This is a genomic window from Limnohabitans sp. DCL3, from assembly GCF_048019295.1.
Classification (GTDB): domain Bacteria; phylum Pseudomonadota; class Gammaproteobacteria; order Burkholderiales; family Burkholderiaceae_C; genus Limnohabitans_A.
In genome coordinates, this window is sequence record NZ_CP171842.1 from 144,150 (window position 1) to 168,891 (window position 24,742).

Genomic DNA, 24,742 nt, shown 5'->3' on the forward strand with positions numbered 1-24,742 from the left:
GAAATAATCCGACGCATGAGTAAAACCGATCTCGCTCCGCGCCGCACGCAAATGGCCGACATCGCCCGCATGGCGGGTGTTTCTTCCTCTACGGTGTCCCGTGCCTTGAGTGGCAGTGCCTTGATTCCGGAGGCCACACGCGAGCGCATTATCGAATTGGCCCGTTCTCTCAACTACCAGGTGAACGTCGGGGCTGCCAATTTGCGCAAGCGCTCGGTGCAGACGGTGGGGGTGGTGCTGCTGGCCGACAGCATGCAGGCGATATCGGACCCCTTCATTCTGAGTTTGTTTGGCAGCGTGGCCGATGCACTGGACGAGCAGGGCTACAGCGTCTTACTGACCCGACTCAACGATGAGCGAAAGTCGCAGATGCAAACCCTGGTCAGCAGTGGTCAAGTGGCCGGCTTGGTGGTGATTGGGCAATTGACGTGGCACCAACACTTGAACAAATTGTTCCATGATGGGTTGCGTTTTGCCGTGTGGGGGGCTGCACTGCCAGATGCAGCCTATCCGGTCGTCGGCGGTGACAACGAACAAGGTGGCTATCTCGCGGCCTCACATCTGTTGTCGCGCGGCTGCCGTCGCATTGCCTTTTTGGGGGACATTGAGCACCCCGAAGCCGGGCAGCGCTATGCAGGTTATTTGCGGGCGCACCGCGAAGCGGGGGTCGAACCGGATGTGCGCTTGCGCCAAGGCGTTTTGTTCAATGAACCCATGCTGTTGAAGGTGGTGCAAGCGTGGTTGTCGCAAGGCTTGTCATTTGATGCCGTTTTTGCCACCAGTGATGTGGCGGCCATCGCCGTGATCAGTGCGCTCAATGCACGCGGCATCGATGTGCCGCGCGATGTCAAAGTGGTCGGTTACGACGACATCGAGATGGCAGGCCATGTGTTCCCCAGTCTGACCTCGATTCGCCAGCCCACCTTGTTGGCTGGGCAGGCCTTGGTGAATTTGCTGCATGAATCACAAGCGGGCTTGCCCACGCGCTCGGTGATTTTGCCCACAGAACTCCAGGTGCGTGACAGCACCCGTTGAGGTTACGTACCGGATTCAAATGCCGTGATTTAAGGGAAAACCCGCTAATGCAATCGATTGCACGGGTGGTGAAATACCAATTCGCTCACCGGCAAACCGGCATCGGGGGCGGCTAACCAAGACTCACAACAGAGAGGCAATCAGATGACATCCAACTCACAACGCAGGGCTTTGAAATGGGCCGGTGCCTTCGTCGCAGCCCCCTTGCTGGCCGCATCGGCCCAAGCGGCCACCATCACCATTTCTTGCGGCTCCGTCGGCCAGGACTTTGAATTCTGCAAAAAGCACACCGCCGAATGGGCACAAAAAACGGGCCATGAGGTCAAGCTGTTCACCATCCCCAACAGCACCACCGACATCCTGGCGCTGTTCCGTCAGATGTTCGCAGCCAAATCGACGGATCTGGACGTGATCAACGTGGACGTGGTGTGGCCTGGGGTGATCAAGGACCACTTGCTGGACCTCAAGCCCTACAGCAAAGGCGCTGAGAAAGCCCACTTTCCCGCCATCGTGGCCAACAACAGCGCCGACGGCAAATTGCTGGCCATGCCTTGGTTCACCGATGCGGGCTTGATGTTTTACCGCAAAGACTTGGTTGAAAAATACAGCGCCAAAGCCCCTGCCACCTGGGAAGAGCTGTCAGCCACGGCCAAGAAAATCCAAGACGGCGAGCGCGCAGCGGGGAACAAGGATTTCCAGGGTTTTGTCTTCCAGGCCAAAGCCTACGAAGGGCTGACCTGTGATGCCGTGGAATGGATCCACAGCTACAAAGGCGGCAACATCGTGGACGACCAAGGCAACATCACCGTCAACAACCCCAACGCCGTGAAGGCCCTGAAAACCGCCGCTTCATGGATTGGCACCATCGCACCTCAAGGTGTGCTGAACTACGCCGAAGAAGAAGCCCGTGGTGTGTTCCAGAATGGCAATGCCGCCTTCATGCGCAACTGGCCCTACGCCTGGTCGCTGGGCAATGGCGCTGACTCCAAGATCAAAGGCAAGATTGGCGTGGCCGCGCTGCCCAAGGGTGGCGCCGATGGGCAAAATGCCGCAACACTGGGCGGTTGGCAATTGGCGGTCTCCAAATATTCCAAAAACCCTGAAGCGGCCGCGTCTTTGGTCATGTACATGACCAGCCCCGAAGTGCAAAAAGAGCGCGCCATCAAAGGCTCGTACAACCCCACCATCGCCGCTTTGTACAAAGACAAGGATGTGTTGGCTGCCAACCCCTTCTTCGGTGACTTGTTCAATGTTTTCACCAGCGCAGTGCCGCGTCCGGCCACGGCCACGGGCCTGAAGTACCCCGAGGTGAGCTCGGCTTTCTGGAACGCGACACACGATGTTTTGTCGGGCAAAGCCACCGCTGAAGACAGCCTGAAGCGCTTGGAAGGCAAACTCAAGCAAGTCAAGCGCAACCAGTGGTAACTGGCGACTGACAACCCGCCAAGGTCCGGGTGCACCGCACCCGGACCTTTTTGTTCTCGATCTGTTGGAACCTCATGAACAACAAGACGCGCACAGCCTGGCTGTTCTTGGCCCCCATGTTGGTGGTGCTGTTGCTGGTGGCTGTTTGGCCTTTGGGTCGAACCATTTGGTTCAGCTTCACCGACGCCAACATCAACAACCTTGACGCCACCCAATTCGTTGGTTTGGCGAATTATTGGGGGGAGTTTGGCCTGTTCGCCAACCCCAACCACAGCGATGGGTTTTTCGCCAGCGAATGGGGCATTTCCATTCTCAATACCTTGAAGTTTTCGATCGTCTCCGTGAGCTTGGAGACCCTGTTTGGCTTGGCTGTAGCGATGTTGCTCAACCAAGAATTCAAGGGCCGCACGCTGGTGCGCACCGCTGTTTTGGTGCCTTGGGCCATTCCCACCATCGTCTCCGCCAAGATGTGGGGATGGATGCTGCACGATCAATTTGGGGTGGTCAACCAGTGGCTGTTTGACTGGGGCTGGATCGCCGAAAAAATCGCCTGGACCGCCCAAGCCGAATACGCCCTGTGGACGGTGGTGGCTGTGGATGTGTGGAAAACCACGCCTTTCATGGCCCTGTTGATTCTGGCGGCCCTGCAAACCCTGCCCAAAGACTGTTATGAGGCCGCGCAAGTCGATGGCGTGCACCCGCTGCGCGTGTTCTGGAAAGTGACCTTGCCGCTCATCCAGCCGGCCTTGATGGTGGCGGTGATCTTCCGCCTGCTCGACGCCTTGCGGGTGTTTGACCTGATCTATGTGCTGACCTCCAACAACAACAGCACCATTTCCATGTCCGGCTTTGTGCGCCGAGAAATGATCGACAACGGGTACATGGGTTACGGTTCGGCCGCTTCGACCGCGCTGTTCCTCATCATCGGCCTGTGTACCGTTTTGGCCATCAAAGCCAGCCGCATGAAGTTGGGAGACGACTGATGAAAACCCCTTTGCTTGGGCGCATCGCGCTCTATGCCGGGGCCACCTTGTTGGTCCTGGTCTCGGTGTTTCCCTTTTTCTATGCCTTGGCGACTTCGTTCAAAACCGGCCCAGCGCTGTTTGACAGCAGCTTGCTGCCCAGCAGCGTCTCATGGCGCAACTACCTCTCACTGTTCACGTTGGCTGAACAACCCTTTGGGCGCCACATCGTCAACTCGGTGATGGTGTCGGTGCTGGTGGTGGTCATCTCTTTGGCATTGGGCGTCTCGGCGGCATATGCGCTGGGACGCATCTCGTTCAAAGGACGCGGACTCTTGCTCACCGCCATCTTGGGGGTGTCCATGTTCCCGCAGGTGGCCGTGCTCGCGGGCATGTTCGAGCTGATCCGTTTCTTGGGCCTGTACAACAAGGCCTTGGGATTGGTGCTGCCCTACATGATCTTCACGCTGCCCTTCACGGTTTGGGTGCTCACCACCTTCATGAAGCAGCTGCCCAAAGAGCTGGAAGAGGCCGCCATCATGGACGGCTGCAGTCCCTTTCGCATCATCAAAGACGTGTTCATGCCACTCTTGTGGCCCGCTTTGGTGTCCACGGGCTTGTTGGCCTTCATTGCCGCCTGGAACGAGTTTTTGTTTGCGCTGACTTTCGTGCTGGACAACAACGAGCGCACCGTGCCGGTCTCGATTTCGCTGATTTCGGGTGCCAGCAAATATGAAATTCCTTGGGGGAACATCATGGCCGCGTCGGTCTTGGTGACGCTGCCCTTGCTGGCCTTGGTGCTGGCGTTCCAAAAGAAGATCGTCTCGGGCTTGACGGCCGGCGCGGTCAAAGGCTAACCCTTTCTTGCACACAACCATGATTCAAAAAGCACCCAACAACGGCTGGTGGCGCGGTGGCGTCATTTACCAAATTTACCCCCGCAGCTTTCAAGACAGCAACGGCGACGGCATCGGTGACCTGCCCGGCATCACCGAGCGGCTGGGCCACGTGGCCGAACTCGGCGCGGACGGCATCTGGCTCTCGCCCTTCTTCAAAAGCCCGATGAAAGACTTCGGCTACGACGTGAGCGATTACTGTGACGTGGACCCCATGTTCGGCACCATCGCCGACTTCAAGGCCTTGCTCCAGCGCGCCCACGACCTGGGCCTGAAAGTCATGATTGACCAAGTGCTCTCGCACGCCAGCGACCAACACCCATGGTTCGTGGAAAGCCGCGCCAGCCGCGACAACCCCAAGGCCGACTGGTTTGTCTGGGCCGACGCGCGCGCGGACGGCACGCCCCCCAACAACTGGTTGTCCATCTTTGGGGGCAGCGCTTGGCAATGGGACACGCGCCGCTGCCAGTACTACTTGCACAATTTTTTAAGCAGCCAACCCGATCTGAACTTCCACCACCCCGAGGTGCAAGCCGCGCTGCTGCAAACGGTGAAATTTTGGCTCGACATGGGCGTGGATGGTTACCGTTTGGACACCGCCAACTTCTACTTCCATGACGCCCTGCTGCGCGACAACCCGGGCAAAGGCGCGCCCAGCCGCGACAACCCCGACCCGGCGGTCAACCCCTTCAATCCCTACGCCTGGCAAGCCCACGTGTATGACAAAAGCCGGCCCGAAAACCTGCCTTTTTTGGAAACATTGCGGGACTTGCTCGACCAGTACCCTGACACCACCATGGTCGGCGAGATCGGGGACGACGATGGTTTGGCGCGTGTGGCCGAATACACCCGCAGCGGACCGCAAGGCCAGCGCCGTTTGCACATGGCGTACTGTTTTGACTTCTTAGGTGAAGCCCACAGCGCCCCGTTCTTGCACGGTGTGCTGCAGCGCTTCAACCAAGTGGTGGGCGACGGCTGGCCTTGCTGGGCATTGTCCAACCACGACTGCGTGCGCTCGGCCACGCGCTGGGGCGGTGAGCAAGCTGACCCACGTTTTCTGCGCTTGGCCGCAGCCTTCCAAATGGGTTTGCGCGGCACGGTGTGTCTTTACCAAGGGGAGGAACTGGGATTGCCCGAATCCCAAGTGGCCTTTGAAGATTTGCAAGATCCTTATGGCATCACCATGTGGCCCGAGTTCAAAGGCCGCGATGGCTGCCGTACCCCCATGCCTTGGCAAGCCGCAGCGCCGCATGCCGGTTTTTCCAGTGCCCCCACAACTTGGCTGCCGCTTGACGCGCGTCACACCGCTTTGGCCGTGGACCAGCAAGGTGGCCCCGAAAGTCTGCTGAGCTACTTCAAGCAGATCATCGCTTGGCGCAAGCAGCAGCCTGCACTCATCCACGGCGGTATGCAGTTGTGGGCTGTGCACGACCACATCCTGGCCTTTGAGCGCGAACACAAGGGTCAGCGTGTTTTGTGTGTCTACAACTTCAGTGCTGAGGCCGCCGAGCTCCAATTACCCGCCCAATGGGTGCAAGCCCGCACCCTGACCGAGAGCGGTACGCACGGCGTGCAGGTCCAGGCCCAGTGCCTGCGCTTCGAGCCTTGGGGTTGCGCTTTCCTGCGCCCAGCCAACGGCCACTGAAACCCATCCCACCGACACGTCCCCTAGGCCTGCCATGTCCAAAATTGAATTTCGCCAAGTCAGCAAACGCTACAGCGCCACAGCGCCCCTGACCATCAACCATGCCGACCTCGTCATCGAAGACGGTGAGTTTTGTGTTTTTGTGGGCCCTTCCGGTTGCGGCAAGTCCACTTTGTTGCGCATGGTCGCCGGCCTGGAAGACATCAGCGACGGTGACTTGCTCATTGGCGGAGAGCGCGTGAACGACTTGGCGCCCGCACGCCGCGGTGTGGCCATGGTGTTCCAAAGCTACGCGCTGTACCCGCACATGACCGTGCGCGAGAACATGGCGTTTGGCTTGAAGGTCTTGGGCTCCAACGCTGCCGAGATCGACAAAAAAGTGCGCGCCGCGGCCGACATTTTGCAGCTCACGCCCTTGCTGGATCGCTTGCCCAAAGCCCTCTCGGGTGGTCAGCGCCAGCGCGTGGCCATTGGCCGCGCCATCGTCAAAGAGCCGCGCGTGTTTTTGTTCGATGAGCCGCTGTCCAACCTGGACGCTGCGCTGCGTGTGCAGACCCGTCTGGAAATTGCCAAGTTGCACCATGACATCGGCACGGCCAGCATGATTTATGTGACGCACGACCAAGTCGAAGCCATGACCTTGGCCGACAAAATCGTGTTGTTGCGCTCAGGCGCTGAAGTGCAAAGCAAAGGCTCGATTGCGCAGGTCGGCTCCCCCCTGACGCTCTACCACCGCCCTGCCAGCTTGTTCGTGGCCGAGTTCATCGGCTCGCCCAAGATGAACATCTTGAGCGCTCAACTCAGCGCTGTCAGCGCCACCATCAGCCAAGCGCAAGTGCTCGGTGCGCACTTTCATGCCGCTGTGGACACCCAGGCCTTGCAAGCCGGTGCGGCCATCAGCGTGGGTGTGCGCCCCGAAGACATGCGCCTGGCACCAGGGCCTGGCGCCAACGTGCTCAGCGGCCAAGTCGCGCACATCGAAAAACTCGGTGACGCTTCGCTGCTCTATGTTTCCGTCAACGCCACAACCCCGCTGCTGACCCTCAAAGTCGAGGGCACCACCGCCCAAGCCGTGGGCAGCACGGTGCACATGCTTTGCCCCCCTGAGGCCCTGCACATCTTTGACGAACACGGCGACGCCTGCCGCCGGACCCCCGAACTGCCCGCCTGAACGGGGCCACCCGGCGCATCGCCATGGCTCCTCGCGCCCGCCTCAATCCCATTGCCGCGCCCATTTTGGGTGAATTTCTGCTCGGCATGAGCGTGGCCATGGTGGGGCTTTACTTGGCCTCGCACACCTCCGACGCCGCCGCCGGCACCTTTGGTCTGACCCAACAGGTGCTGGAAACCTTGTTTGTGGTGTTTCGGGTCTTGGCCATCGGCTTGGGCATCGTGGTCACCCAATCCTTGGGCAGCGGCCGCTTGGCCGAGGCGCAGCAAACCGCTTACATGGCCTTGGCCAGCAGCACATGGGCAGGCTTGCTGGCCGCGTTGTGGCTGGCTGGGGGCAGTGGCTTGACGCTGCATTGGCTGAACGCGCCAGCCGAGATCGTGCCCCTGGCCACCACCTTCATGATGCTCTTGGCTCCGGCCATGCTGCTGGAGGCCTACAACATCAGCATGGCCGCGGTCTTGCGTGCGCACCTGTTCGCACGCGAATCGCTGTGGATCATGGTGGCCATGCACGGCACGCACCTGTTGCTGGCCGTTCTGTTCATGCGCGGTGGGGGCGACTGGGCCGGTTGGGGCCTCTACGGTTATGCCGCAGCCTTCTTCCTCAGCCGCGCCTTGGGCCTGGCCCTGCACCTGGGCTTTTGGCGCCGCCGCATGGGGCTGAGCCCCCAGGCGCACCACTGGTGGGCCTTGCCCATGCGGGTGCTCGGCCCTGTGCTGCGCATCGGCTTGCCCGGCGCGGCGCTGGAGCTGATCTACCGTTTGGCCTTCATGGTGTCTTTGGCCACCACCGCAGGCTTGGGCGTGGCGGCCTTGGCCACCCACTCTTACACGCTGCAAATCCTCAAATATGTCTTGCTCATCAGCATGGCCATTGGCTGGGCCTGCGAGATCATGGTGGGGCGTTTGGTGGGGGCCCGGCGCTTTCGTGCCGCGGATGACTTGGTGCGCAAAGGCGTGCGCAATGGCATGTTGGCCTCGGGCGCCGGCGTGCTGATCGCCGTGCTGGCCGCGCCCTGGTTATTGCGTGGCTTCACCCAAGACCCGGCCATTGTGCAGGCGGCCCAAACCCTGTTGTGCTTGTCGGTGGCCTTGGAGCTGGGGCGGGTGTTCAACCTCGTCGTCATTGGCGCCCTGCGTGCCACCGGCGACGTGCACTATCCCGTCTTGGCCAGCGCTGCCTCCATCGTTGTCATCTTGGGGCTGGGCTCTTGGTTGCTGGGCCGCTGGTGGGGGCTCAACGGCATTTGGGTGGCGTATGTGCTCGACGAATGTTTGCGCGGCTACCTGATGTGGTGGCGCTGGCACCGCAGGGGCTGGTTGACGCACGCCAGCCGAACAGTGCGCGCCATGCGCAACAGCCCAGCGCCTCACAGTCCTTGATGCACGTGCGCTGGATCAGTTGGCAAACCGCTCGGTGCCGACGATGCCCAGTTTCGTCAGACCCAGGCGCTGGGCACTGGCCAGCACGGTGGCCACCGCCTCGTACTTGGCCTTGGCGTGTGAGCGGATGTGCAGCTCCGGCTGAGGTTGCAAGGCAGACGCTTGGCTGAGCCGGGTCTCCAGTGCGGCGCGATCGGCCAGGGGCTGGCCATTCCAGCGCAGGCTGTTGTCGGACTCAATGTCCAGTCGAACCACCACGGGTTCGGTCTTTGGCGGTGCGCTGCTGGCTGCAGGCATGTCGAGATTGACCGCGTGCAGTTGCGCCGGGATGGTGATGATCAGCATGATGATCAGCACCAACATCACGTCGATCAACGGCGTGGTGTTGATGTCCATCATCACCTCGGATTCGTCGCGGCTGCCGGTACCCAAGTTCATGGCCATGGGGCTGTCCTTTGTCGGTGCGTTAGGGGGCCGGGTCGGTGATGAAACCGACCTGGGTGATGCCGGCACGTTGCACGGCATACATGACGCGCCCCACCGATTCGAAAGCGCTCTGCGCATCACCCCGGATCTGCACATCGGGCTGAGGCTTCATGGCCGCGAACTTTTGAAGCCGCGTTTGCAGGTCTTGGTTGGACTGCATCGGGGTGTCGTACAGGTAAATCTGACCGGCCCGGTTCACCGAAATGACGACGGTCTCGGGCTTGGCCTCGCGCACCACGTTCTGTTCTTTGGGCAAGTCCACCTTGATGGACGTGGTGACCACCGGGATGGTGATCAAGAAAATGATGAGCAACACCAGCATCACGTCCACCAGGGGCGTGGTGTTGATGGTGCCGATGACCTCGTCATCGTCTTGCGTGCCCAGCGTGGGGCCCAGGTTCATGGCCATTATTTGGGTGCCGAAGCCAGCAGCACGGCGTGCAAGTCGGCACCAAAGGCGTTGACTTCTTCCATGACCGCTTTGTTGCGTCGCACCAGCCAGTTGTAGCCCAGCACCGCAGGCACGGCCACAGCCAAGCCGATGGCGGTCATGATGAGCGCTTCGCCCACCGGGCCGGCCACTTTGTCGATGCTGGCTTGGCCTGACATGCCAATTTTGACCAATGCATGGTAGATGCCCCACACGGTGCCAAACAAGCCCACAAAGGGTGCGGTGGAGCCCACGGTGGCCAATACCGCCAAGCCGTCTTGCTGGCGACTTTGCACCGTGCCCATGGCCCGTTGGATGCTCATGGTCACCCAGGTGTTGAAGTCCACATTGCCCAGCAGGCCTTCGTGTTTGGCCGCGCCTTCCAGACCTTTTTCCGCAATGAAACGAAACGGGCTGTCGGCCTCCAAGGCGTCGGCCGCTTGGCGCACCGAACCCGCAGACCAGAAGTTGGCCTGTGCTGTTTGGGCAAATCGGTGCAACTTGGACTGGGCGGTGAACTTGGTGAAGATGACATACCAGCTGCCCATGCTCATGAGCACCAAAATCAGCAGCGTGCCTTTGGCCACAGCATCGCCTTGTGCCCACAGCGCGCCCAAGCCGTAGGGGTTGACTTCAGGTTGGGCGGTTGGGGCCGGTGCCAGGCTGGCGCTGCTCAGCGGGCTTGAGGCTGCTGGCGCCTCGGGCGCAGCCCTGCTGTGACCTGCGAACAAAAGGCTGGCGCAAACCAGGATGCCCAGCAGGCTATTTTTCAGGGTGTTGAACATGGCGGCATTTCCTTGGAGCTTCGTTAAATCAGGGGTGAATTGGCGCAATTTTGAGGAGGGCATGTGCTCATTCCAGGCGCCAAACGTATTGGATGGTGGTCCAGGCCTGTTCGGGCTTGCCATCGACCGTGGCGGGCTTGAACTGGCATTTCGCCAAACCCGCTCGAGCCGCTTCATCCAGGCGTTTGTAGCCCGAGCTCTTGGCCACTTCGGACTGCATGACTTTGCCATCGGCCCCCACCAAAAAGCGCAAACCAACCGTGCCCTCTTCTTCCATGCGACGTGATGCGGAGGGGTAGTCGGGTTTCTCGCATTGCGCAATGTTGACCCCCGCCGTGGTGCGCACAGGGGCTTTGGCGGGTGCTGCCGGAGCTGCTGCAGGGGCTGCTGCTGCAGCGGCTGCAGGCGCGGGCGCAGGCCCTGCGGGTGTGGCCTGAGGCGCTGGCGTGGGACTGACCGCCGCAATGGCTTGGGGCGGCGGCGCCACGGCCGGTGTCACGGCAGGCGGCACATAAGCCGGCGGTGTGGGCAAGGGCGGCGGGGCAGGCTTCGGGGGGGGCTTCGGGGGCGGCGGCGGTGGAACTGCCGGTGGCGGCGGTGGCTCGGGTTTCTTTTCTTCCAGCAAAAGCGCTTGCACCACGTTGGGCATTTTCTGAAGGGCGGTGCGCGCCAAACCCGCTTGAATGGCCCACAACAGCAAGACATGCAGCAACACCACCGCAGCCAAGCCCAGCCACTTTCGCTTCGGGTGTGCTTGCAAATAGGTGTTGGGGGGCATGGCGGATGAGGGTCTAAGACGCTGCGCTGTCAAAGGTGGTGAAAGGATCAAAGCCCTGTATTTTGCGTGAGGCGACACCCCTTTGCCGCTTGAAACACCGCTGCATGGGGGGTTTTTCCATGCTCAGCGTCGTCTTTGCAGCTGAAACGCTTGGCCCGATTGATCTTTCTCAAATCTATGCCCTTCGATCAAACGGCCGCAACGCCCCTGTGTGGGGGTGCCCAGCCAAGTGGCTGCGATGCGCACGCCGTCGCGCGACTCCTCCAGGGTCAATTCGCCCTCGTCCCAATCGCCCACCACGGCAGCAAGGTGTTGACCTTGCACCAGTTCGCCTTTCAGGCTGCCTTGGTGTTCGGGGTGGGGCCCTAAACGCAAGCTCAAGGGGAGGGTCTGCCCTGCCAGCAGCACCTGCCACTCGCCGTGCAGCATGTCGGTCCGCAGGTCTGGCCCTGAAGGACAGGGGGATACCGTGGGTGGGTGGGCACAGGCGCACAGCGCCAGTGTGAGCCACACGGACAAGGCGGGGCGCCCCAAGCCAGCGACGGGCCAAGACGGCGTCATGTGGGGGCTTGCGCGGCGGCATCGGCCGCGCGCTTGGCAAATTCGGCGCGCAAGGCCCTGAGCTTCTCGCGCGGGTCTTCGCGGGTGGTGTTCTCGTCCAGGCGCATTTCGGCAATGAAGCGGCTGGGCAGGGCGGCCACGGTTTCGCGGCCTTTTTTGCGGCGCTTTGTCCAGCTCACGGCCAGGCTGCGCTGGGCGCGGGTGATGCCCACATACATCAGGCGGCGCTCTTCTTGCAGGCGCAGCAAAATGCCCTCTTGGTTGGACCCGCCTGTGGTGTCGTCGTCCCCCAATTTGAAGGGCAGCAGGCCCTCGTTCACGCCCACCAGCGTGACGTGTGGCCATTCCAGGCCCTTGGAGGCGTGCAAGGTGGACAGCGTGACCACGTTTTGGTCTTTCTCGCGCTCGCTCAGCGTTGAAATCAGCGAGATGGTCTGCGCCACTTCGAGCAGGTTTTTGGTGTCGGTGGCGTCGGTGCCCGTGGCGTCCTCGATCTCGCCGCCGCAGCGCCCGGCCATCCAGTCGCAAAACTCCAGCACGTGGGTCCAGCGGGCAGAGGCCACTTTCTCGTTGTCTTCGCCGTCGTACAGGTGCGACTCGTAACCGATTTCTTGGAGCCATTCGAGCAAAAACGCCAGCGCGTCCGTTTTGCCCAGGGTGTGGCGCGCGCGGTGCTCCAAGTCGTTGATGTAGCGGCCAAACTCGTGCAAGCCCGTGACCGCACGGGCGTTGACCGCGCTGGGCAGGCTGCCCGCAAACAGCGCTTCGAACAAACTCAGCTTGTATTGCGTGGCAAAAGTGCCCAGCTGGCCCAGCGTCTGGTGGCCAATGCCGCGTTTGGGGCTGGTGATGGCGCGCAAAAATGCCGGGTCGTCATCGTTGTTGATCCACAAGCGGAACCAGGCGCACAGGTCCTTGATCTCGGCTTTGTCAAAAAAGCTCTGCCCGCCCGACACCTTGTAGGGAATGTTGGCTCGGCGCAGCGCCTGTTCAAAGGGCCTGGCCATGTGGTTGGCGCGGTACAGAACAGCAAAGTCCTTGAACTCGCGGTGCTTGGACTCGAGCGAATGACCGCTTCGGATTGACTGGATGCGGGCTACCGCCCGGTCGGCCTCGTGTTCTTCATTGACCGCATCGATCACGCGCACCGGTTCGCCCTCGCCCAACTCAGAAAACAGGGTTTTGGGGAACAATTTGGGGTTGGGCTGAATCACGTTGTTGGCGGCCCGCAAGATGGCGCTGGTGGAGCGGTAGTTTTGTTCCAGCTTGATGACTTTCAAATTCGGAAAGTCCACCGGCAAGCGTTTGAGGTTGTCCAGCGTCGCGCCGCGCCAGCCATAAATGGATTGGTCGTCGTCGCCCACGGCGGTGAAGCGGGCCCGTTCGCCCACCAGGTGCTTGAGCACCTCGTATTGCGTGGCATTGGTGTCTTGGTATTCGTCCACCAGCACATGGCCCATCTTGGCCTGCCAGCGCTCGCGCACCTCGGGGTACTCGGCCAGCAGCTTCAGGGGCATGCCGATCAGGTCGTCAAAGTCCACGCTCTGGTAGGCCGTCAGCCGCTCTTGGTACAGCGCCATGATGCGGGCAATCACCCGCGCGTTGTCGTCAGGGGCTTGGGCCGCCGCCTGCTCGGCATTGAGCCCCATGTTTTTCCAGAGGCTGATCGTCCACTGCCACTGGCGGGCCGTGGCCGCATCGGTGGTGCCGCCGCAGTCTTTCAAGATGCTGGTCACATCGTCTGCGTCCATGATGCTGAACTGGGGTTTGAGACCCAACACCGCGCCGTCCTCGCGCATGATGCGCACGCCCAAAGCGTGGAAGGTGCAGACCGTCACATCTTTGGCGGCGCGACCGATCAGTTGCTTGGCCCGCTCGCGCATCTCCGCAGCGGCCTTGTTGGTGAAGGTGATGGCCGCAATGCGCTTGGGCTCCAACCCCGCTTCGATCAGCCGCCCGATCTTGTGCGTGATCACCCGCGTCTTGCCCGAACCCGCCCCGGCCAGCACCAAGCAAGGGCCGGAGACATAGTTCACGGCTTCGAGTTGGGCGTTGTTGAGTCCGGCTGACATGGGGAGTGCTGGGAAAGGGCTGTGCGCTGCAAAGCGGCTCATGATAGCGGGTGCGATGCGGGCGACAGACCGGAGGATGCGGACTGTCAGTGCCGAAATGTGGATTGGGGGAGGATTTAGCCCACGCGGCTTGTCCGCACTGTGACTGTCTTGGGCCCGGTGATCTACTGGTTTACCCCGACAATCGGGGCATGCTTGAAATCCTGCGTGTCACCTTCCCCTTCTTTGCACTGGTTTTGTGCGGCTACGTGGCGGCCCGCAAAGGTTTATTGCCTTTGGCGGCCATTCCCGGCCTCAACGGCTTTGTCTTGTTCTTCGCCTTGCCGTGCATGTTGTTCCGTTTTGGGGCCGACACGCCGATCGCCCAGTTGCTCGACGCCGGCGTGTTTTTCACATATTTGTTTTGCGCCTTGGTGATGGTGGCTTTCAGTGTGGCCATCAGCCTGAACCCGCGCATCCGTTGGAACGATGCGTCTTTGGGGGCCTTGGTCGCGGCCTTCCCCAACACGGGCTTCATGGGCGTGCCCTTGCTGGTGGCTTTGCTCGGGGCGCAGGCGGTGGGTCCGGCCATTGTGACCATCGTGGTGGATTTGGTGATCACGTCTTCGCTGTGCGTGGCTTTGTCTCGCATGGATGCTGCTGGGGAGCATGGTGCGGCGGTGGCCGCGCGCAAGGCGCTGGCCGGGGTGCTGCGCAACCCGATGCCCTGGGCCATCAGTCTGGGGGCGGCATTTTCATTTTGGGACTTGGCCTTGCTCGGTCCGGTGAACAAAACTGTGGGCTTGTTGGCCGATGCGGCGTCGCCCGTGGCGCTGTTTACCATTGGTGCGGTTTTGGCCCGCTCGCAAATGTTGGCGCACGAGCGCCCTGACGGGCCTTTGCGCATGGGGGATTACCTGCCGATGGCCTTGGCCAAGCTGGTGCTGCACCCGGTTTTGGTTCTGTTGGTGGGTTTGACTGCGATTCAGTGGGGCGTGCCGATCGAGCCCTTTGCGCTGCAAGTGATGGTGTTGGTGGCGGCCTTGCCCAGTGCCAGCAATGTGTCGCTGTTGGCGGAGCGGCTGGCGGCCGATAACGGGCGCATTGCACGCATCATTTTGGTCACCACCGCGTCGGCTTTTCTGACTTTTTCTGGGGCTGTCGCGTTTTTCAAGGCCTGAACCCCATGGGGTGGCGTGTGCCCATCAAATGGCCTGTGGGTCCACGTCCACCAACCAGCGGATAACGCCTTTGTGTTCAGGCTGACTGCGCACTTGGTGCAGCACGCCGTGCAGGTGCCACAGCATTTTTTGCAGGGCCATGCGGTTGGGGCTCTCCAGCAGCATTTGGGCGCGTTCCACATCGGCCACACGCTGCATGCTCATGGGCACGGCGGGGTAGACGCTCACTTGCAACACCAAGTCGGCCGTTTCGGGGTCGGCGCTCAGTTGCGCTTCCAGTGTTTCGCGTGCGGCATTCAGCAAGGCCTGGGCCGCTTCTTGGCTGCGGGCATCGGCGCGCAGCAAGGCCTGGTGGCTGATGGGCGGCAAGTCTGCGGCGGTGCGCTCGGCCAACTCGCTCGCGGCAAAGGCCGGGTAGTCGTGTTGTTTGAGCGCCGCAAACAGTGCATGTTGCGGATGAAAGGTCTGCACCCACATTTCGCTGGTGGCGCTTTGCGCGGCGTCTCGTCCAGCGCGCCCCGCCGCCTGCATGAGCAGCGCAAACAGGCGTTCAGGGGCTCTGAAGTCGCTGGAAAACAGCGCTGTGTCGGGGTTGACCGCGGCCACCAAGGTGATGCGCCTGAAGTCATGCCCCTTGGCAATCATTTGCGTGCCCACCAGCACATCCACTTCGCCCGAGTGGACTTGGGCCAACTGGCGCTCCAGGGCACCTTTGAGTCGGGTGGTGTCGGCGTCGATGCGGGCGATGCGCACAGGATGGCCGTCAGGGCGCAACACATGCGCCAGCAATTCGCCCAGGTGCTCTTCGAGCTGTTCGGTGCCCCGGCCAATGGGGGCGATGTCGGCGTTGCCGCATTCGGGGCAGGCGCGGGGCACGCGTTCGGCGAGCCCACAGTGGTGGCAGCGCAGGGTGCGGTCCATTTTGTGGAACACCCGGAAGGCACTGCAGTGCTTGCATTCGCTTTTCCAGCCGCAGTCGGCGCAGTGCAGCACCGGGGCATAACCCCGCCGGTTGAGCAGCAGCATGCATTGCTCACCGCGCTGGACCCGCTCTTGGATGGCCGCTACCAACTGGGTGGACAGTATGGCGCGGCGCGGCTGTTTGTTCATGTCTACACGGCGCACTTTGGGCAGCAGGCCGGTGCCGATGCGCGAGGGCATCAGCAGCCGTTGGTAGCGTCCACCGGCATCGTGCGCATCGGCCGGGCGACTGTGGTGCCAGCTCTCGAGCGATGGCGTGGCCGAAGCCAGCAGCACCGGGGCGTTGTGCAGGCGGCCACGGTACACCGCCAAGTCTCGCGCTGAGTAGCGCGCGCCTTCTTGTTGCTTGTAGCTGGGGTCGTGCTCTTCGTCGACCACGATGAGTTGAAGGTTCGGCATGGACGCGAAAATGGCCATGCGCGTGCCGAGCACGATGCGGGCGTGGCCCGCGTGTGCGGCCAGCCAGCCTTTGAGGCGTTGTGCGGGGGTCATGCCGCTGTGCATCGAGACCACGGTGTCGCGGCCAAAGCGGGCTTGCACGCGCTCTTCCAGTTGCGGCGTGAGGTTGATCTCGGGCACCATCAGAAGGGCTTGGGCTTGCGGGTCTGTTGCCAACATGCGTTCGACGGCCTGCAAATAGACCTCGGTTTTGCCACTGCCCGTGCTGCCAAACAGCAGGAACGGGCCTTTGCCTTGGGCCATTTGCGCCAGCACGGCACTTTGTTCTGGTGAGAGGGTCGGGCCGGGCGTGGACTGCACGGCGCGTTCGGTGTTTTGCTTTTTCAGGCGGCGCGTCAGTTGCTCGGATGTCAGGTCGCGCAGCTGCGGGGGCAAGGCCGATAAAGCCACCTCGCCCAAGGAGCGTTGGTAGTACTGGGCAGAGAACTGCACCAACTGCCGCCAGTGCAGGTCCAAGGGCGGCAAGCCTTCCAGCACCCCCAGCACATCGCGCACGTTGGCCTCGGGCATATTGTCGGGGGCCTGGTCACGGATGGCCCAGACCACACCCAGCACTTCGCGCGAACCAAAGGGCACACGCACCAGCCAACCCGGTTGCACCCCACAGGGGCTGCGGTAGGTCAACAACCCCCCCACCTGGCTGTGGGCGGGGGTTTGGACGGCCACGTCGATCCAGCAGTGTGTGCTCACGGGTTTTCCGGTGTTTGGCGGTGATTTGGATGGGATGGAAGATCAGCCATTTTCTTGAAACAAGATGTAAGTCATTGATTTTTCAGCACTTTGAGCGCGATCCATAAAATCTGTGGATAACTTTGTTGAAAACTCGGTCTGAATGCGCTGCAAGCCTTGAAAATCAAGCCTTCCAACAAATTGCCCATCCAATGTGCAAGATAAAAATATCAATAAAATCAATGACTTAGAGTTTTTGCTTGCTGTGTATCTTGCTGCTGTGCAGCAAGCCCACAATGCTGGAGTGGCTTTTTGCTTTTGTGCATAAGTCAAGTGCCGCACGCCATTTATTTTGCAAAAAAAGACTTCAAATCCCGCTTTTTCTATGCTAGCGGTGGTGCTGGCGCCGAGGGGCCATGCTCATTTTTGGCGCAATGTCCGCGAATGGCTGTGCACCGCCTCCACCAGCGCCGTGACATGCTCGGGCGGGGTGTATTGGCTGATGCCGTGGCCCAGGTTGAAGATGTGCGTGGGGCCGGTGGTGGTTTTGTCCGTGTGCGGCGTGCCAAAGCTGTCCAGCACCCGGTGCACTTCGGTCGCGATCTGCGTGGGCGGTGCAAACAAGATGTTCGGATCGATGTTGCCTTGCAGCGCTTTGCCGGGGCCACCCACTTGGCCGCCCACTTGGGCGCGGGCGCGGCCCAGGTTCATGGTCCAGTCCAGGCCCAGCACATCGCAGTTCAGGCCCGCCATCTCGGGCAGCCACAGGCCGCCGCCCTTGGTGAACACGATGCTGGGGATGCGCTGGCCGTTGTGCTCGGTCTTCAGTTGCGAGAGAACGCGTGCGGTGTAGGCCAGGCTGAATTGCTGGAATGCGCCATCGGCCAGCACGCCGCCCCAGCTGTCAAAAATCATGGCCGCTTGGGCACCGGCTTCGATTTGCGTGTTCAGGTACAGGGCGACAGCGTCGGCGTTGATCTCGAGGATGCGGTGCATCAAATCCGGGCGGCTGTACATCAGGGTTTTGACGTGGCGGTAGTCGTCTGAGCCTGCGCCCTCGACCATGTAGCAAGCCAGCGTCCAGGGGCTGCCAGAAAAACCGATCAGGGGCACACGGCCGTTCAGCGCCTTGCGAATGCTGGTCACCGCGTCGAACACGTAGCGCAGCTTGGCCATGTCGGGCACAGCGAGCTCGGCCACAGCGGCTTCGTCGCGCACGTTTTTGGCAAAGCGCGGGCCTTCGCCTTGGGCAAACGACAGGCCCAGGCCCATGGCGTCGGGCACGGTGAGGATGTCGCTGAACAGGATGGAGGCGTCCAGCGGGTAACGCTCCAGCGGCTGCAGCGTGACTTCGGTGGCGTAGTCGACGTTCGTGGCCAGGCCCATGAAGCTGCCGGCCTTGGCGCGGGTGGCGCAGTACTCGGGCAGGTAGCGCCCAGCTTGGCGCATGAGCCAGACGGGGGTGTGGTCGGTGGCCTGGCGCAGACAGGCGCGCAGGAAGGTGTCGTTTTGGAGAGGGGGGAAGGCGCTCATGCCCTTATTGTGGCAGGCCCAGACCGAGGTTTTCCGATGTCTCTTTGGGGATCAGGGGCGAGCCAAGGCGCGCTCGAGCAGGGGTCAAGGTGCGTGAAGCCCCTGCAAGGCGGTTTGCACTTCAGCCACACTGGGCAGCTCCGACAAGAGTCGGGGCGCACGGCCAGGTGCATAAAGAGCGTAGACCGGCACGCCGCTTCGGCCCAGTGCCGTGAGGGCCTGCGTGATGGCGGGGTCGCGCCGCGTCCAGTCGGCCCGCATCAGCACCACCTGTTTGGCTGCAAAGTCGGCCAGCACGCTGGCGTTGGCCAGCGTGGTTTTTTTGTTGTATTGACAAGTCACGCACCAGGCTGCGGTGAAGTCCACAAACACCGCACGGCCTGCAGCCAGCTCGGCTTGCATGGCCGCTTCAGACCATGGCTGCCAAGAGGGCGCGGTGGTGGGGGTGGACAAAGTAGGGTTGGCACCGGCCATCGGCTCAGCCGGCGATTCACGCAAAGCCAACGGTAACCAGCTGCTGCCCATCCACAGCAAGGCCGCCAGGGCCACACCGCTCAAAACCCAACGCGAGCGGCCGTTCAGGCCCAGCGCCCACACCAGCCCGGCCACTGTCAGCAGACAAGCCAACAGTCCGCTGGCGCCGTCGATGCCGGTTTGTTGACCCAGCACCCAGAGCAACCACACGACGGTGGCGAACATGGGGAAGGCCATGGCTTGGCGGAAGGTCTGCATCCAGGCCCCGGGGCGTGGCAAGGCGCGCGCGATGCCCGGCCACCAACTCGCTGCCAAATAGGGCAAAGCCATGCCCACGCCCATGGCAGCGAACACCAACAGCGCTTGCCAGACCGGCAGTGCAATCGCCAGACCCAGAGATGCCCCCATGAAGGGCGCCGTGCAGGGTGAGGCCACGGCCACGGCGAGCACGCCCGACAAACCGGCATTCAGCGTCGGGTGGCGGCTTTGCAGCGTGGTCAGGCTGCTGGGCAGCATCTGCCCAAACTCGAAAACGCCCGCCAGGTTCAAGCCCAGCAGGGTGAACAAAAGGGCCAGGCCCGCCACCACCGGCGGCGACTGCAATTGAAAGCCCCAGCCCAATTGCTCACCCGCAGACCGCAAGGCCAGCATCAGGCCGCCCAGCAGCAGGAACGACAAGACCACACCCGCGGTGTAGGCCATGCCCGCGGTGCGGTGTTCGGACTGCGAGGTGTCGGCTTGGGTAAAGCCCAGCACCTTGATGGCCAAGACCGGGAACACGCAGGGCATGAGGTTGAGCAAGAAACCGCCGACCACGGCCCCCAAAATGGCCAGCGTCAGGCCCAGGGCGGTGGTGCTGGCGCTGGTCGGTTTGGGTGCAGCGCGGGCGTTCTCGGCCAGCGCCTTGGCCAATGCGGGTGAAATCTCAGCGGGCGGCGCTTGGGCCAGCGCGGGCCAAGTGCCTTGTACGGGTGTTTCGATGTCAAATGCCGGGGCTTTGGGGGCAGAATCTGGCCCGGCTGCGATCACCCAGCGCATCGATTTCGGGCTGTCGCCACGTTCTTCAGACACCGGTATCTGAGCGCTCCAGACCGCGCCTTGCCAGTTTTGTGTCCAGTCTTTGCCTTGCACGGCCGCGTTGTGGACCACGTTCGCAGTGACCGGGAAAGCGCTCAAAGTTTGGCCGCGCCAAGCGGTGGGCAGGCCATGAACGCGCAGACTGATTTGTTGGCCGTTATCGGACAAGTTGGTCTGGCCCCCCGTCAACCAACTGCCGCCCTGTTGCAGTTGCGGCAGAACCTGAGGGCTGAGCTTGGCTGCCGATTCAAACAAATCCGCGTTGGACTTGTCTGGCGCGGCAGAGCTCAGGCTCAATGAGAATCGGCCTTCTTGCGGGATGCATTCTTGGCGGCACACCAACCATTCGGCTTGCATGCCCAGGACCAGTGACCCGTTGTCGGGGAAGCGCAAGTCCGCCCCCACCTTCACGGGCACGGTCAGCAGCAAACGGCCTTCATAGCCGTAGTTGGCCAAGGTGCCGATGGGAATCTTTTTGGGCAGTGGCCAAGCGATGTCACCCGCTTGCAAGCCCACCGGCAGCTGCCACTGCAGCCGGGTGGGCAGACCCGAGTCGCCGGGGTTTTGCCAATAGGTGTGCCAATGCGGCTGGTGCTCGATTTGCAGGCCCAACCAAAACGTTTGTCCAGCGCGAATGCCCTCGGGAGCGTGCACCAGCAATTCGGCCCGCACCTGCTCGGTTTTGACCACATGAGGGGCACTGCCGAGCAAAGCTGCCGTGACCGACGAGTTGGCGGATGGGGGCTGGTTCGAAAACAGGGGGGCAGTTTGTGCCTGGCCGGGCTGTGGTGACCACACAAGGGCGCACAGGCCCAGACCAAGGGCCAAGCCCCAGCTTTGAACAGTGGCCCAGCCACGCGAGAACACGGAAACTTTCACGCCATCCTTCTTTCTGTCCCCCAGCGCTTCGGGTGAGGGTATCTTCATCACAGTGCGAAAGGCACTGTACACGCCCGGGCTCCATTAAGATGCCGAACATGCAAAACCCTTCGCGTTTTTGGGCCGACTGGACCACCATCGATTTTCAGGCCTTGGCACCAGGTCGGGCCATTGATCGGGCCATCGCTGTGCTGCCCGTGGCCGCCACCGAGCAACATGGCCCGCACCTGCCCTTGTCGGTCGACACCGATTTGGTCAACGGCGTGGTGGCGGCTTGCTTGGCGCACTTGCCTGCCGACTTGCCCACTTTGTTTTTACCCACCCAGACAGTGGGGCTGAGTCCTGAGCATGCGCGTTTTGCAGGCACATTGACGCTCAAGGCCGAGACGGTGATCCGGTTGTGGACCGACATCGGCGAGTCGGTGGCGGCCAGTGGCGTGAAAAAACTGGTGCTGTTCAACGCCCATGGCGGTCAGGTCAGTGTGATGGACATTGTGGCGCGGGATTTGCGGGCCCGGTTGGGCATGCTGGTCTACAGCGTGAGCTGGTTCAATTTGCCCCTGAAAGATGCGCGAGGCGCAGACGTGAACGCGCTGTTCCCTGCAGAGGAACAACGTTTTGGCGTGCACGCAGGCGATGCCGAGACGTCGATGATGCTGGCGCTGCGCCCTGAGCGTGTGCGCATGGACTTGGCGCAAAACTTCCGATCCACCTCGCAAGACCGTGCCGAGCGGTTTGAGATATTGGGCAATGGCCAAAGCGCCAAGCTGGGCTGGCAAATGCAGGACTACAACCCCCACGGCGCAGCGGGCAATGCATTGGCCGCTACCGGCGAAAAAGGCCAAGCCTTGCTGGACGCATCGGGCCGTGCGCTGGCGCAGTTGTTGGCTGAAATAGACCGTTTGCCGCCCGATACACTGCGCGATTCGGTGGGCTGAAAAAGCCCGGCCTTTAGAAACTGGGCAGCACCAATTCGCAGTGCCCGCGGCTCACACTTTTGGGGTATTCGCGGGTGGTGTCGATGCAGCCGCCTTCGGCATAAACGCCTTTGGGGTCGCGCATGCGCAGCATGCGCGCCAACACCTGTGCGCGTGCTGCAGGGTTGGCTTCGGTTTGCGCCACCAAAGCCTCGACCACCGACTCGTCCATCTGCAATTGCCCTTGGGCGTCGGTGTAAGCGCCATCCTTCCAGTGGAAGATTTCGATGGCTTTGGACTCAAGGGTGTAGGGCGTGTCGCGCTTCCAAAAGTTGCTGAACAAGCCGCCACCCATGTAGAGGACCCAGGAGCCTTCGTAGCCGGTGACGTCCGAGGAGCGCTCATCCGGGTTGCGAAACCACAGGCGGTCGCCCGGCACATAAAAACGCCCCGGCAAGGGCGCTTGCATGCTGCCGTACTCGACCAGATAGACCTCATGGAATTGGGCAGAGCGCACCGCGTGGATTTGGTTCAGGCTTTGCAACTGGGCCAGAAGTTCGGGGTTTTCGGATTTGAGCTCTTGCGCGATGCCCAGCAAAATCACGTACTCGGTCGCTCGGTAACAAGAAAAGTCGTACAACTTGCCCGTGGCATCGGGTTGTGTGGCCGCGGTCAGTGCATCGACCAAGCAGCGACCGGGCTGCAAGATGAAGCCTGCATCATCTCCCCCGTCTTGCCAAAAGGCTTGTGGCCGCTCAGCCGCTTCGGTCTTGAAGGCCAATGCGGTTTTGCGGGCGTCCAAAGCCATGTTGCGACGCACCCGGATGTGCGAGGTGAGCGAGTCGAGACTGGCAAATTGGAAGCGGTGGGGGGAGCCGAGCAATGCCACCCAGATTTCGCGCTCCAAGGCCCAAGCTTCGTCCATTTGTGGGGTATGCCCCAGTGTCTGGTGCAAGGCCAAGGTGTCGTGATTCGGCATACAACGCCACCGAAAGTCGGACCGCAACGTGCAGACCAGTGCGACCTCTTCGCCTGACAAGGGCAGGGCCAAAGTTTGAACCGCGCTGCCCAATGCCCAGTGGTCCAACAAAACCGTCAACTCGCGGTTCAGCCGGTCGGCATCCTTGGCTTGCGAGGTGGTGAATTGGATGCCCCCCTCTGATGCACGGAGGGCCAACCAAGCGGTTGAACTGTTCATGCATGAATTTTGCCCTCAATCTTCAGGGGTATTACTTAGGGAATGTACCTGTGGTGCATGCACGCGCGGCTGCACCATTCGGTGGTGCAGAAAGTTGGGCGCGGACTTCGGCTCAGGCGAAGGTGACCCAGTCTTTGAACAGGTTGCTGTCCAAGTGGGGCAGCGTGTTGTAGGTCAGCAGCATGTGCCGCTTGGGGGTGAAGACGAACTCGGTCAGTGCAGTGTTGCGGATGCGCAGGTTCAGCTCGATGGTGGTCTCGGGTGGCGTGCCCAAAACGCGGCCCACGGCGGTTGAGATCGGGCCGCCGCTCGAGACGAGCATCACATCGCCCGTGTGATGTTGCCGCACATGGGTGAGCGCCGCTTCGATGCCGCCCACAAAATCGGCATAGCTGGGCATGTCACGCGGCTGGGTGCGGCCGGCCATCCAGGCTTGCAAGCCGTCGCGCAGCAAGCGAAAGTGGTGGCGGTACAGCTCGGGCGTGTCGGGCTTGGCCAGCGGTTCAGGGTGGATGGCTTCGATCAGCGCGTGGCTGTCGTATTCGTTCAGGCCCGGCCACACGGCTGGGGTGTGTGTCAGGCCCGCGCCTTCGGCAATGCCTTCCCAGGTTTGGCGGTGGCGCTTCAAGCTGCCCATCATCACGGCCTCGATGGGTTTGTCTTGCAGTTGGGGCCGCAAATACTCACCCAAGCGCAGGGCCTGTTGGCGGCCCAGTGGGCTGAGTTGATCGTAGTCATCGGCCCCAAAAGAGGCTTGTCCGTGGCGGACCAAATAGAGAGTTCCCATAAACAGCGATTGTGCGCAGACCGGCCGTTGGGGCCTGTCGCTGGGGTGATCAGAGGGTGACGGCGCCCTCGATGCAGCCGATCACGTCGCCACCCACCCAGACTTGGCCTTGTGCGTCTTTGGAGAGGAACACTTGGCCCGCACGGCCGAGCACTGTGCCTTGGCGCGCGCTGTAGCGCTCGGCCATGTGCCCTTCGGCCATCAGCCATTGCGCCAGCGAGGCGTTCAGGCTGCCGGTGACCGGGTCCTCGGCAATGCCCACCGGTGCGGCAAAGGCGCGCACTTCCAGATCGGTTGGTTCATTGGCGATGCGGGTGGACGGGGCAAAGGCGCGGGCCTCGCGGTTGGCGCGGCGGATCAGGCCACCACCCGCATTGGCTTGACGTTTGGCCGCCACGCCCACTTTGGTGTTCAGGCGTTTGAGCGCCGCATGGTCAGGCTCCAGCGCGAGCAGACTGTCCACCGAGTCGATCAAAATGCCCAGCCAGTGCGGGCCGTTGTTCAAGTCTTGCGCGGCCAGCACCTCGTTGGCGTGCAAGCCCAGCGCCGCCAGCACCTCGTCCAGCAGGGCTGGCGTTGGGGCCTGGCGTTGCAAGGGCGGGGCAGCAAAAGCCCAGCGGCCGTCTACCGATTTCAAGGTCACCAAGCCCACGCCGCATTCCTGCACGAGTTGAGCGCTTTGCCGGGGCACGCCGCCAGCCTTCAACCAAGCGTGGGCGGTGCCCAGGGTCGGGTGGCCGGCAAACGGCAGTTCGGCCCCGGGCGTGAAGATGCGCACCCGGTAATCGGCCCCGCCCGCAGCGCCCTCGGGTGTGGGCGGCAGCACAAAGGTGGTTTCGCTCAGCTGAGTCCAACGGGCAAAGGCCTGCATTTGCGCATCAGACAGGTCTGTGCCGTCCAGCACCACGGCCAGCGGATTGCCCAGAAAAGCGGTGTCGGTGAAGACGTCGACTTGTTGGAAGGCGCGGGTTTTCATG

The 24,742-nt window shown here is 61.9% G+C and carries 22 protein-coding genes; 9 read left to right on the forward strand and 13 right to left on the reverse strand.

The features are described 5' to 3' along the window. The first annotated feature begins 15 nt into the window (after positions 1-15). The 7 genes from ACHEXK_RS00700 to ACHEXK_RS00730 all read left to right on the forward strand — a co-directional run bounded on the left by ACHEXK_RS00700 (position 16) and on the right by ACHEXK_RS00730 (position 8,519). Entirely contained in the window at positions 16-1,035 is a 1,020-nt protein-coding gene (locus ACHEXK_RS00700; RefSeq protein ID WP_416547353.1) for a LacI family DNA-binding transcriptional regulator, read from the forward strand. Between the two features lie 144 nt (positions 1,036-1,179). Further along, positions 1,180-2,460: an ABC transporter substrate-binding protein gene (locus tag ACHEXK_RS00705; protein ID WP_416547354.1), complete on the forward strand. Its 1,281-nt coding sequence runs from the start codon at positions 1,180-1,182 to the stop codon at positions 2,458-2,460. Between the two features lie 74 nt (positions 2,461-2,534). After that, positions 2,535-3,443 carry a carbohydrate ABC transporter permease gene (locus ACHEXK_RS00710; protein ID WP_416547355.1) on the forward strand — a complete coding sequence of 303 codons (909 nt, stop codon included), beginning with the start codon at positions 2,535-2,537 and terminating at the stop codon, positions 3,441-3,443. Then, a complete protein-coding gene (locus ACHEXK_RS00715) occupies positions 3,443-4,279 on the forward strand; it encodes a carbohydrate ABC transporter permease (RefSeq protein ID WP_416547356.1) in 837 nt (278 codons plus the stop codon). The genes ACHEXK_RS00710 and ACHEXK_RS00715 overlap by 1 nt, the downstream gene beginning before the upstream one ends. A gap of 19 nt (positions 4,280-4,298) precedes the next feature. Beyond that, positions 4,299-5,963: an alpha-glucosidase family protein gene (locus ACHEXK_RS00720; RefSeq protein ID WP_416547357.1), complete on the forward strand. Its 1,665-nt coding sequence runs from the start codon at positions 4,299-4,301 to the stop codon at positions 5,961-5,963. 34 nt (positions 5,964-5,997) lie between these two features. Continuing rightward, positions 5,998-7,134, forward strand: coding sequence for an ABC transporter ATP-binding protein (locus tag ACHEXK_RS00725; protein WP_416547358.1), 1,137 nt, complete (start codon positions 5,998-6,000; stop codon positions 7,132-7,134). Positions 7,135-7,157: 23 nt separating this feature from the next. After that, positions 7,158-8,519: an MATE family efflux transporter gene (locus tag ACHEXK_RS00730; protein WP_416547359.1), complete on the forward strand. Its 1,362-nt coding sequence runs from the start codon at positions 7,158-7,160 to the stop codon at positions 8,517-8,519. Between the two features lie 15 nt (positions 8,520-8,534). Here ACHEXK_RS00730 and ACHEXK_RS00735 read toward each other — a convergent pair whose 3' ends face one another. The 6 genes from ACHEXK_RS00735 to ACHEXK_RS00760 form a co-directional block, all read right to left on the reverse strand. Next, on the reverse strand, positions 8,535-8,963 hold the full coding sequence (locus tag ACHEXK_RS00735) for an ExbD/TolR family protein (protein WP_416547360.1): 429 nt from the start codon (positions 8,961-8,963) through the stop codon (positions 8,535-8,537). A gap of 22 nt (positions 8,964-8,985) precedes the next feature. Further along, positions 8,986-9,414, reverse strand: a complete 429-nt coding sequence (locus ACHEXK_RS00740; RefSeq protein ID WP_416547361.1) for an ExbD/TolR family protein — start codon at positions 9,412-9,414, stop codon at positions 8,986-8,988. Then, complete coding sequence (locus tag ACHEXK_RS00745) at positions 9,414-10,220, reverse strand: MotA/TolQ/ExbB proton channel family protein (protein ID WP_416547362.1); 807 nt, start codon at positions 10,218-10,220, stop codon at positions 9,414-9,416. The genes ACHEXK_RS00740 and ACHEXK_RS00745 overlap by 1 nt, the downstream gene beginning before the upstream one ends. 67 nt (positions 10,221-10,287) lie before the next feature. After that, a complete protein-coding gene (locus ACHEXK_RS00750; protein WP_416547363.1) occupies positions 10,288-10,998 on the reverse strand; it encodes an energy transducer TonB in 711 nt (236 codons plus the stop codon). 123 nt (positions 10,999-11,121) lie between these two features. Continuing rightward, entirely contained in the window at positions 11,122-11,559 is a 438-nt protein-coding gene (locus ACHEXK_RS00755) for a hypothetical protein (RefSeq protein WP_416547364.1), read from the reverse strand. Continuing rightward, positions 11,556-13,631 (reverse strand): ATP-dependent helicase, encoded by a 2,076-nt coding sequence (locus tag ACHEXK_RS00760; RefSeq protein ID WP_416547365.1) that lies wholly within the window; start codon positions 13,629-13,631, stop codon positions 11,556-11,558. The genes ACHEXK_RS00755 and ACHEXK_RS00760 overlap by 4 nt, the downstream gene beginning before the upstream one ends. Positions 13,632-13,822: 191 nt before the next feature. Between ACHEXK_RS00760 and ACHEXK_RS00765 the strand changes: the two genes are divergently transcribed. Beyond that, positions 13,823-14,791 (forward strand): AEC family transporter, encoded by a 969-nt coding sequence (locus ACHEXK_RS00765; RefSeq protein WP_416547366.1) that lies wholly within the window; start codon positions 13,823-13,825, stop codon positions 14,789-14,791. 24 nt (positions 14,792-14,815) lie between these two features. Here the strand turns inward: ACHEXK_RS00765 and priA are convergent, their stop codons facing one another. The 4 genes from priA to ACHEXK_RS00785 form a co-directional block, all read right to left on the reverse strand. Further along, entirely contained in the window at positions 14,816-16,921 is a 2,106-nt protein-coding gene (priA, locus tag ACHEXK_RS00770) for a replication restart helicase PriA (RefSeq protein WP_416547367.1), read from the reverse strand. 42 nt (positions 16,922-16,963) lie between these two features. After that, positions 16,964-17,233: a hypothetical protein gene (locus ACHEXK_RS00775; RefSeq protein ID WP_416547368.1), complete on the reverse strand. Its 270-nt coding sequence runs from the start codon at positions 17,231-17,233 to the stop codon at positions 16,964-16,966. Positions 17,234-17,320: 87 nt separating this feature from the next. Then, positions 17,321-18,433, reverse strand: coding sequence for a uroporphyrinogen decarboxylase (gene hemE, locus ACHEXK_RS00780; RefSeq protein WP_416547369.1), 1,113 nt, complete (start codon positions 18,431-18,433; stop codon positions 17,321-17,323). 84 nt (positions 18,434-18,517) lie between these two features. Then, a complete protein-coding gene (locus ACHEXK_RS00785; protein WP_416547370.1) occupies positions 18,518-20,863 on the reverse strand; it encodes a protein-disulfide reductase DsbD family protein in 2,346 nt (781 codons plus the stop codon). A gap of 98 nt (positions 20,864-20,961) precedes the next feature. Here ACHEXK_RS00785 and ACHEXK_RS00790 point away from each other — a divergent pair, with 98 nt between their 5' ends. Further along, positions 20,962-21,801, forward strand: a complete 840-nt coding sequence (locus ACHEXK_RS00790; protein ID WP_416547371.1) for a creatininase family protein — start codon at positions 20,962-20,964, stop codon at positions 21,799-21,801. 13 nt (positions 21,802-21,814) lie between these two features. On the opposite strand, the gene ACHEXK_RS00795 is transcribed toward ACHEXK_RS00790, so the two are convergent. The 3 genes from ACHEXK_RS00795 to ACHEXK_RS00805 all read right to left on the reverse strand — a co-directional run bounded on the left by ACHEXK_RS00795 (position 21,815) and on the right by ACHEXK_RS00805 (position 24,741). Further along, positions 21,815-22,978, reverse strand: a complete 1,164-nt coding sequence (locus ACHEXK_RS00795) for a hypothetical protein (RefSeq protein WP_416547372.1) — start codon at positions 22,976-22,978, stop codon at positions 21,815-21,817. A gap of 112 nt (positions 22,979-23,090) precedes the next feature. Continuing rightward, on the reverse strand, positions 23,091-23,765 hold the full coding sequence (locus ACHEXK_RS00800; protein WP_416547373.1) for a histidine phosphatase family protein: 675 nt from the start codon (positions 23,763-23,765) through the stop codon (positions 23,091-23,093). A 49-nt stretch (positions 23,766-23,814) separates the two neighbouring features. Further along, positions 23,815-24,741 carry a PhzF family phenazine biosynthesis protein gene (locus tag ACHEXK_RS00805; protein ID WP_416547374.1) on the reverse strand — a complete coding sequence of 309 codons (927 nt, stop codon included), beginning with the start codon at positions 24,739-24,741 and terminating at the stop codon, positions 23,815-23,817. Position 24,742 lies beyond the last annotated feature (1 nt).